This is a genomic window from Streptomyces spongiae (assembly GCF_009377185.1).
GTDB lineage: Bacteria > Actinomycetota > Actinomycetes > Streptomycetales > Streptomycetaceae > Streptomyces > Streptomyces spongiae.
In genome coordinates, this window is sequence record NZ_VJZC01000421.1 from 1 (window position 1) to 8,829 (window position 8,829).

An 8,829-nucleotide genomic window follows, 5' to 3' on the forward strand; every position below is an offset into this window, starting at 1 on the left:
GATCCCACCCTCGACACCGCCCCCGCCGAGGCCGCCGCGGCGTCGGCCGCGCGCCGCCCCTCCAGACCGGTCCCACGGCAGTTACCGCCTCCTCCCGCGGCCTTCGTCGGACGGGACGACGAACTCGCTGCCCTGGACAGCCTGCTGAAGGAAGCCACCGACGCGGACAGAGTGCTCGTGATCTCCGCCATCGGCGGTGTGGGAGGCATCGGCAAGACCTGGCTGGCCCTGCACTGGGCCCACGAGCACCTCGACCGGTTCCCCGACGGCCAGTTGTATGCGAACCTGCACGGCTTCGACCCGATCACCACCCCGCTGCCCGCCTCGACGGTCGTACGCGGCTTCCTCGACGCCCTCGGCACCGACCCCCAGGAGATACCAGCCGATCTGGAGGCCCAACTGGGGCTGTACCGGTCCCTGGCCGCCGACCGGCGCATGCTCGTCGTGCTGGACAACGCCCGCGACGCCGACCAGGTCCGCCCTCTGCTCCCCGGCAGCGCCACCTGCATGGTCGTCGTCACCTGCCGCAGTCACCTCGGCGCCCTGACCGCCACCCACGGCTCCCGCTGCCTGGCTCTCGGCGCACTCCCGGACGACGAGGCCCGCCAGGTCCTCACGCGTGCCCTGGGCCAGGACCGGACGACGGCCGAACCGGACGCGGTGGACGCCCTGCTCAGACGCTGCGCGGGACTGCCCCTGGCCCTGGGCATCGTCGTCGCCCGAGCCGCCGCTCGACCCGACTTCCCCCTCTCCTTGCTGGCCGAGGAGATCGACGACGCCACCCACAGACTCGACGCCCTGACTGCCGGAGACCTCACCACGGATCTGCGAGCGGTCTTCGAGACGTCCTACCGGGCCCTGGACGACCGGACCGCACAGGTCTTCTCCCTGCTGGGCCTGGCACCGGGGCCGGACATCAGTCTGCCCGCCGCGGCCGGCCTCACCGGGCTCCCGGGCCCCCGCGCGCGAGTCCTGCTGCGGGCGTTGGAGGAGGCCCATCTCCTCCAGCAGCACACCCCCGGCCGTTACCGCATGCACGACCTGGTCCGCCTCTACGCCACCGAACGGGGCCACACCCTGCCCGGCGACCTCAGCGACACGGCTCTGCGCCGGCTGGTCGACTTCCACCTCCACACCGCCTGCACCGCCGACCGGCTCCTGTTCCCGCACCGTCAGCCGATCCGGCTGGACCCCCCGGCACCCGACGCAGGCCCGCTGCCGATGGAGAAAGCGGCGGCACTGGCGTGGTTCGACGCGGAGCACCCGTCCCTGCTCGCCGCCCAGGAGCTCGCCCTGGAGCAGGGCAGGGACCGTCAGGCATGGCAGCTGGCCTGGACACTCGACGCCTTCCAACGGCACCGGGGCCATGTCCGGGACGGGCTCACGGCCTGGCGGAACGGGCTCACCGCCGCCGACCGGCTGGGTGACCCCGCGGCCCGGGCCACCGCCCACTGGCTCCTGGGCCGGACCCGCGCAGACCTGGACGAGAACGACTTGGCCCTGGACCATCTGAGGTCGGCTCTAGCACTGTTCGAGCAGGTTGACGACGCCGCGGGCCAGGCCCACGCCCACCGCAGCATCGCCCGGGTCCGGGCACGGCAGGGCGACCACCGGCAGGCTCTGGACCACGCCCAACGCGCCCTGCGCCGCTACGGGACACTCGACAACCCGGTGTGGGAGGCCAACGCGTTCAACGCCGTGGGCTGGAACCACGCGATCCTCGGCAACCACGAACTAGCCCGTCGGCACTGCACCCAGGCCCTCGCCATGTTCCGCGAGATCGGCTACCACGCGGGCGAGGCCTCCGCCCTCGACAGCCTGGGCCATGTCGCCCGGCACACCGGACGGTACGCCGAGGCGCTGGACCACTACCAGCAGGCACTGGGTCTGTGCCGCGAGACGGGCAACACCGCACAGGTCGCGGACGCCCTGCTCAGCCTCGGAGCGATCCACCAGGCCCTGGGCCATGCCACCGACGCCCGCGAGAGCTGGCAACAGGCTCTCGACCTGTTCCGCTCCCAGCACCGCACCGAAAAGGCCCGGGACACCCAGGAACGGCTCGACGCGCTCGGCCCGAACGCCCCCCTCACGCCAGCAGGCCCGACGACTTCCACAACCGTCGGCCCACCCCCCGCAACACCCCGATGTCGTCCAGGAAGTCCGTCAGCTTCTTCGCGCCCGTCCGCATGATGTCCCGGCGGTGGGCGCTGGACTTCACCTGGGCCATGGCCGCCTGCTTGTCCAGGCCGACGTTCGTGTAGACCTCGGGGTTCACGAAGGCCACCGAGAAGACGCGGGCGAACTCGCCCGAGGTGACGCGGGTGAACTCCTGGGACCAGCGTGGGGCCGTGAGCATCTGGCGGCGGAGCTCCTCGCGGGCGTACCGGACATGGCGGGCCTCCTCCACCACGTGGATGCGGGTCACGCCGCGGATGAGGGGCTGGACCCGTTCGTCGGGGAACGTCAGGCGCTGCATCCAGTCCAGCACCTCCTCGCCCAGCAGGGTGGCCGTGAAGGACCCCGGGGTGGTCGAGATCGTCTTGAAGAGGCGGCCCAGGTGCTGGTGGGCACGGCTCACCGGGTACCAGGGGGTGCCGCCCTGGGCGATCAGGCGCGCGAACATCTTCGAGTGACGGCACTCGTCCTCGATCTCGGTCAGCGCGTAGCGGACGTGCGCGCTCGTCGCCGACTTGTCGTAGATGTGCCGTACCAGCAGCTGCATCAGGATGATCTCGAACCAGATGCCCAGGGAGGCGAGCGCCGCCGCCTCGTGCTGCGACAGCAGGATCCGCTGCTCCTCGCCCATCCGCCGCCACATCGGCGTGTCGTACAGCGACACCAGCTCCGGCGGCCAGAACCACTTGCCGTCCTCGAAGGGCGCGTCCCAGTCCAGTTCCGTGTCCGGGTCGAAGGAGTGCCTGGCGGAGGAGGCGAGGAGCCGCTCGGCCACCTGTTCCCGGTCCTTGAGGAGGCCGAGCGCGTCGCGCAGCACCTCGGCCTCGGTCACCGTCGTCATCGTCGCCGTCCCACCTCACACCACGGGTTACCGCCGGTCACCGGTTATGAGACCGCTTGTCAGCAAGCTCGTCAATCCCTTGGGCGCCACTTGCTGACAAGTTGTCTACCGCGGATGCCTGCCGCGTTGCCCGCCGCGGTTTCTAGACCGGGCAGCCCAGATCCTCGGCCACCTGCCCCGCTTCCGCTCCCGCGCCTGCCCCCTCGCCCGCTCCCAGGACCGGGAACGCCTCCTGGGGCGGGAAGGACGTCCGCAGCGTGAACCCGTACGGTGTCGGCCCGTGCGCCCGCAGGTGCAGCAGCCGCTCCTCCGCCTCCGCGACGGTCGGCCGGTGCCCGGCCGGCACCCACCACAGTGCGACCATCGCCTCCCGCACCCGCTCGAACCACTCCCGCCGCCGCGCGAGCAACTCCCGGTGCTGCCCCTGGTACATGAACGCGGTCAGCGCGTTGGTGTCCCGCCACACCGACATGTTGATGATCAGCCACTCGTCGCCCAGGACGGGGATGTTCGTCGCGTCCCCCGACTCGTCCTGCAGTCGCCAGACGAAGCCGTCCGAGGCGTCGGCCACGGCGTTCACGGGGTCGAGGGCGTCCACGAAGTCCTTCAACTGCGGGGAGTCCAGGGGGGCCTTGAGGCGGGCGATGTTGACCTGGGCGAGTTCGTACGCGGCGGGTTTCGTCATGGAACCGAACGATAGGTCGGGCATGGGCCCTCGCCCAGCCTGTATCTCAATACCTGAACACCACGGGACCTGAACACCACGGGCATGCACACGCCGTCACCGTCGCCCGTCCGCGGCCGCCTTCTTCAGTACGGCCTTCATCACCGCGCGGGCGATCGGGGCCGCGTCGCCGCCGCCGCTGATCTCACCGCGGTCGGCGTCGGCGTCCTCGACGACGACGGCGACCGCGACGGCCGGTTCCATCGCGTCGTCCGCGTGGGCCCAGGAGATGAACCAGGCGTACGGGGTGCCGGAGTTGCCGACGCCGTGCTGGGCGGTGCCGGTCTTGCCGCCGACCGTGGCGCCGGGGATCGCGGCGTTCGCACCCGTGCCCTTCCTCACCACGTCGGTCATCAGCTCGCGCAGCTCTGCGGCCGTCGCCGGGGTCATCGCCAGACGCCGGGTGCGCGGGCCCCTCTCCTGGAGCGTGGCTCCGATGCTCGTGGTCGTCCGGTCCACGAGATGGGGTGCCATGACCGAGCCGCCGTTCGCGACCGCCGCCGTGACCATGGCCATCTGCAGCGGGGTGGCCCGCGTGTTGTACTGCCCGATGGAGGAGAGCGCGAGCTGGGCCCGGTCCATCGAGGTGTCGAAGTTGCTCGGCGCGACCCCGAAGGGGATCCGCAGCCCGGAGTCGTTGAAGCCGAAGTTCCGCGCCGTGCTCCGCATCCGGTTCAGCCCCACGTCCGCGCCCAGCTTGGCGAAGACCGTGTTGCACGACCACTCGAAGGCGTAGCGCAGGGAGGCGTTCTCGCAGCCCTTCGCCTCGTTCGACAGGGAGGTCCGGGTGCCGGGCAGGGTGTACGGGGCCGGGGACCTGGTCTTCGCGTCCAGGCTCCTGACCGCACCCGAGTCCAGCGCCGCCGCGGCCGTCACCACCTTGAACGTCGAACCCGGTGGATAGGTCTGCCGGATCGCCCGGTTGAGCATCGGCCTGGCCGGGTCCCCGTTCAGCCGCGCCCACGCCATGGCCGCGGCCGAGCCGTTCCCGGACAGCTCTCCCGGGTCGTACGACGGTGTGGACACCAGCGCCAGGACGCGTCCGGTGGTCGGTTCGAGCGCCGCCACAGCGCCCCGGCGGTTCCTCAGCCCGGTGTAGGCCGCCCGCTGTGCCGCCGGAACGAGCGTCGTGACGACCCGGCCGCCCGGGGTGCGGGAGCGCGTCACGTCGTTCCAGGCCGGCAGCAGGGACATCATCGGATCGGTGCCCGCCAGTACGGCGTCCTCCGTGTGCTCCAGGAGCGTCGAGCCGTACATCTGCGAGGCAAAGCCGGTGATGTGCGCGTACAACGGGCCGTTGCCGTACGTCCGCTCGTGGCGGAGTTGCTCGCCGGTGTCGCGGGAGCCGGTGACCGCACGGTCGCCGACGACGATGTCCCCACGCGGCTGGCTCCAGCGGGCGATCGCCCCACGGCGGTTGGCGGGGCTGTCGTCGTACGTCCCGGCCTGGAAGACCTGGATGCGGGCGGCGTTCACCAGGAGGGCGAGGAACAGGAACGCGGAGAGGGCGGCGGCCCGGTGGATGTACTTCGTCATGAGCGGACCTCCTGTGGGCCTGGGGCTGGGCCTGGGCCTGGGCCCGGAGTCCGGGCCTGGGGTCTGTGCCGGAAGCGGTGTCGTCCGCCCGGACCCCTCACGGCGCCCGTGTCCCGTCGTACTGGCTGCGGGCCGAGTCACTGATGCGGATCAGCAGCGCCACGATGATCCAGTTGGTGATGACCGAGGAGCCGCCCTGCGCGAGGAACGGCATCGCCATGCCCGTCAGCGGGATCAGTCCGGTGACCCCGCCCGCGATGACGAACACCTGGAGGGCGATGATCGAGGCGAGGCCGATCGCCAGGAGCCGGCCGAAGGGGTCCCGCAGGGCGAGGCCCGCCCGGTAGCCGCGCTCCACCAGCAGCGCGTACAGCAGGAAGATCGCCGACAGGCCCGCGAGGCCGAGCTCCTCGCCCGCCGTCGCCAGGATGAAGTCCGACTTGGCCGCGAAGCCGATCAGGATCGAGTGGCCGAGACCTAGGCCGGTGCCGAGCACGCCGCCCGCGGCGAACGCGAAGAGGGACTGGGCGATCTGGTTGGGCCCCCGGCCCGCCTCGATCGACGCGAAGGGGTGCAGCCAGTCCTCGACCCTGCTGTGCACGTGCGGCTCCAGCCGGCCCACCGCGACAGCGCCCGCGACCGCGAGCATCAGCCCCACCGCGATCCACCCGGTGCGGCCGGTGGCGACGTACAGCAGGATCACGAACAGACCGAAGAACAGCAGCGAGGTCCCCAGGTCCCGCTCCAGCACCAGGACGCCCACGCTGAGCAGCCAGATGGCGACGATCGGGCCGAGGACCCGCCCGGTGGGCAACTGGAGCCGGTTGAACCGCCAGACGCGGCGGCCGGCGTACGCGAGCGCGTTCCTGTTCGCCGCCAGATAGCTGGCGAAGAAGACGGCCAGCAGCACCTTCGCGAACTCGCCCGGCTGGAGGGAGAATCCGGCGACCCGGATCCAGATCCGGGCTCCGTTCACCGCGGGGAAGAGGATCGGCAGCGCCAGCAGGCCCAGCGCGCCGGCGACGGACACGTACGCGTAGCGCTGGAGCACCCGGTGGTCCCGCAACCACACCACGGCCGCGATGAACAGCGCGACCCCCAGCGTCGACCAGTTCAGCTGCGCGGGGGCCGCCTGGTCGTGCGGGGTCTCCAGGTCGAGGCGGTAGATCAGTACGAGGCCCAGGCCGTTGAGCAGGACGGCGATGGGCAGCAGCAGCGGATCGGCGTACGGCGCCCGCAGCCGCACCGCGCAGTGCGCGAGCAGCGCGAGCACGCCGAGCCCGGCGCCGTAGTGGGCGGCGCCGGGCGGGACGGTGCCGCTGCGCGCGAGACCGACAGCGCAGTAGCCGTACACGCAGAGCAGAACGGCGACGACGATGAGGGCGAGCTCCACGCCACGGCGCCGGGGCAGGCGTACCGCCGCAGGGGACGGGGCGGCGGCCACGGTCGTTCCGGCCTTGGTCATGTCCGGAACGTAGCAAGCGATATGTCTGATGTCCCGTTATGTCGTGACAATCAGGCCGTTATGGCGCACGCGTTGCCCCTGTGTTGACCCAGCGTCGCCCGTGTCGCCCCTGCGTCGCCGCCGTGTCCGGTGTCACTGGCACCAGCGGGGAGTCTTGTCGATGTTGTCGATGAAGCGGGCCGCACCCCAGGCCCAGGTGCCGTCGGTGAGCAGGTACCACAGGGGGTTGCTGTCGACCGTCTCGCCCGGCGTCTTGCAGAAGATGCTGACGATTTCCCCGAAGGGGGCGACGCGGACGACCCTGCTGTCGCGGGTGGGGGCGTCGCGCAGACGCAGGCCGCCGACGGCGGTGACCCGGCCCTTGGTGACGCTCGTCGAATTGCTGTCGCCGTCGCCGCTCCGGTCGCCGGCGGACACGGGGCCGCTGGCGGCGAGGGTGACGAGGGCGCCTCCGGCGGTGAGTATGCCGACGCGCATGAGGTTGGACCGCAAGGACATCCGCACGGACATGGAACTCCTCCATGAAATGGGCGAAGCTGACTAATCGCCACATTAGGAGGGGGGTGGGGGCTGCGCCTGTCATGCTGGGCCATCGGGGATCGCGTGCGTCTCCCGGCTTTCGCTACTCCGCCGCCTCCTCCGCGAGCTCCTCCAGGAGACGTGCCGTGGCCAGGCCCGTGCGCAGGTACTCCACGAACAGCTCGTTGTGCAGGGCCCACGGTGAGCGGCGGGAGCGAATGAGGCGGATCGCGTCGTCGGGGGAGCGCCCCTCGCGGATCAGGGACTGGGCCACGACGAGCCCGGAGCGGTTGTACCCGTGGTAACAGCGCACGAGCACCCTGCGCTCCTCCGCCAGCGCCTCGGAGGCGGTCTGCGCCAGCCGCATCACGCCGGTGAGCTGGGTCCCGTCCAGCGGACCGTCCGGGATGGGCCACACGTGGTGCTCGACGCCCTCGTCCGGCCCGTGCCCCGGGAGTCGCAGCAGTGTCAGGACCAGATCGAACTCGTCGTGCACGACGGCGAACTCCCGCTCTCCGGAGCGCCCGGCGAACTCGTGGCCGCCCATCCACAGGCCGGGCACGATCTCGCTCCACGGGCTGTCCGGGGCCGGTACATCGGGTTGCATTCCGCGGGTCCGCAACGGCACCTCCCCCAAGTCATCCCAAAGGTAACCGGCTTCTTGCACCTTGAGCACCCCGCCTGTTCCCATGGTCGGGGGTGATGGTGCATGAGCGAACTGCGCGTCGTACCGGGCGGGCGGCACGGACAGGACCGGCTCCACGTCTGCCTTCCGGACGGACGGAACGTCGCCTGGTACGACAGGGAGGCGGGCCGGGTCAACCTGCTGAGCGAGGACCGGCGGGAGGACGTGCTCGACGTGCTCGGACCCTTCCTGACCGGCCCGGTCGCGGTGGGTCCGCCCCCGGTGCCGACCCCCGCGGAGCTCGCCCGGCTCGCCCTGCCGCCGGACGACGACCTGGCCCCGAACCGCCCCGGGGAGGCGCTCCTGATCGCCCTCGACCGCGATCCCGGCCCGCCCCGGAGGCTGCGCCCGGACCCGCGGCGCCGGGCCCTGACCGCGGAGCAGGCGGTCGGTGAGGCGCTGGACCGGCTGGAGGGCGCGGGCTGGCACACCCTGCACTCGATCCCGCTGCCCGGCGGTGACCGCGTTCACCATCTGGTGATCGGGCCGGGCGGGCTGTTCTGCCTCCGCGCGCTGTACGCCCGTAAGCAGCGTGTGCTGGTCGCCGACCCCATGGTCACGGTGGGGCGGCACGAGCCACGGCCCCTGCTACGACAGGTGCGGGCGGACGCGGCCCGTGCCTCGCACGCGCTCACGGCGGAGGCGCGGGCCGTGCTGGTCCCTGTCGGCGCGTCCGACGTCGACGTGGTCGCGCCCCTACGAGAGGCCCGCGTCCTGCGGGACACGGACCTCTCGCAGCTCGCCCGCTCGGGAGGGGTCCTCAAGCCGGCGGATGTGGAGGCGCTGCACGCGGTGGCGCGGGATCGGCGTACGTGGTTGCGGGTGTGAGGGTGGCCGGCATTCCAGCCCCTCCGGCGTTTGAGGAGCGGGGTCCGGGGCGGTCT

The 8,829-nt window shown here is 71.8% G+C and carries 8 protein-coding genes; 2 read left to right on the top strand and 6 right to left on the bottom strand.

Features of this window, described 5'->3' with window-relative positions:
* On the top strand, nucleotides 1-2,190 hold a 2,190-nt coding region (locus FNH08_RS36720; RefSeq protein ID WP_152775864.1), incomplete at its 5' end, for an ATP-binding protein.
* Here FNH08_RS36720 and FNH08_RS36725 read toward each other — a convergent pair.
* The 6 genes from FNH08_RS36725 to FNH08_RS36750 all read right to left on the bottom strand — a co-directional run bounded on the left by FNH08_RS36725 (nucleotide 2,087) and on the right by FNH08_RS36750 (nucleotide 7,882).
* Nucleotides 2,087-3,016 carry an AurF N-oxygenase family protein gene (locus FNH08_RS36725; protein ID WP_152775865.1) on the bottom strand — a complete coding sequence of 310 codons (930 nt, stop codon included), beginning with the start codon at nucleotides 3,014-3,016 and terminating at the stop codon, nucleotides 2,087-2,089. The two genes, FNH08_RS36720 and FNH08_RS36725, sit on opposite strands and share 104 nt — an antisense overlap.
* Before the next feature lie 142 nt (nucleotides 3,017-3,158).
* Nucleotides 3,159-3,701 carry a DUF3291 domain-containing protein gene (locus FNH08_RS36730; RefSeq protein WP_152775866.1) on the bottom strand — a complete coding sequence of 181 codons (543 nt, stop codon included), beginning with the start codon at nucleotides 3,699-3,701 and terminating at the stop codon, nucleotides 3,159-3,161.
* Between the two features lie 96 nt (nucleotides 3,702-3,797).
* Nucleotides 3,798-5,276, bottom strand: a complete 1,479-nt coding sequence (locus tag FNH08_RS36735; RefSeq protein ID WP_152775867.1) for a penicillin-binding transpeptidase domain-containing protein — start codon at nucleotides 5,274-5,276, stop codon at nucleotides 3,798-3,800.
* 97 nt (nucleotides 5,277-5,373) lie between these two features.
* Complete coding sequence (locus tag FNH08_RS36740) at nucleotides 5,374-6,741, bottom strand: FtsW/RodA/SpoVE family cell cycle protein (protein ID WP_152775868.1); 1,368 nt, start codon at nucleotides 6,739-6,741, stop codon at nucleotides 5,374-5,376.
* Nucleotides 6,742-6,873: 132 nt separating this feature from the next.
* Nucleotides 6,874-7,251, bottom strand: coding sequence for an SH3 domain-containing protein (locus FNH08_RS36745; RefSeq protein WP_322726079.1), 378 nt, complete (start codon nucleotides 7,249-7,251; stop codon nucleotides 6,874-6,876).
* A 112-nt stretch (nucleotides 7,252-7,363) separates the two neighbouring features.
* Nucleotides 7,364-7,882 carry a protein-tyrosine phosphatase family protein gene (locus FNH08_RS36750; RefSeq protein ID WP_152775869.1) on the bottom strand — a complete coding sequence of 173 codons (519 nt, stop codon included), beginning with the start codon at nucleotides 7,880-7,882 and terminating at the stop codon, nucleotides 7,364-7,366.
* Between the two features lie 87 nt (nucleotides 7,883-7,969).
* On the opposite strand from FNH08_RS36750, the gene FNH08_RS36755 reads away from it, so the two are divergent.
* Nucleotides 7,970-8,773 (top strand): nuclease-related domain-containing protein, encoded by an 804-nt coding sequence (locus tag FNH08_RS36755; RefSeq protein ID WP_152775870.1) that lies wholly within the window; start codon nucleotides 7,970-7,972, stop codon nucleotides 8,771-8,773.
* Nucleotides 8,774-8,829: the final 56 nt, after the last annotated feature.

Bases quoted from the DNA above. Each gene is read 5' to 3' on its own strand.
- FNH08_RS36725 (WP_152775865.1), bottom strand. From the start codon at position 3,016: ATGACGACGGTGACCGAGGCCGAGGTGCTGCGCGACGCGCTCGGCCTC.
- FNH08_RS36730 (WP_152775866.1), bottom strand. From the start codon at position 3,701: ATGACGAAACCCGCCGCGTACGAACTCGCCCAGGTCAACATCGCCCGC.
- FNH08_RS36735 (WP_152775867.1), bottom strand. From the start codon at position 5,276: ATGACGAAGTACATCCACCGGGCCGCCGCCCTCTCCGCGTTCCTGTTC.
- FNH08_RS36740 (WP_152775868.1), bottom strand. From the start codon at position 6,741: ATGACCAAGGCCGGAACGACCGTGGCCGCCGCCCCGTCCCCTGCGGCG.
- FNH08_RS36745 (WP_322726079.1), bottom strand. From the start codon at position 7,251: ATGTCCGTGCGGATGTCCTTGCGGTCCAACCTCATGCGCGTCGGCATA.
- FNH08_RS36755 (WP_152775870.1), top strand. From the start codon at position 7,970: ATGAGCGAACTGCGCGTCGTACCGGGCGGGCGGCACGGACAGGACCGG.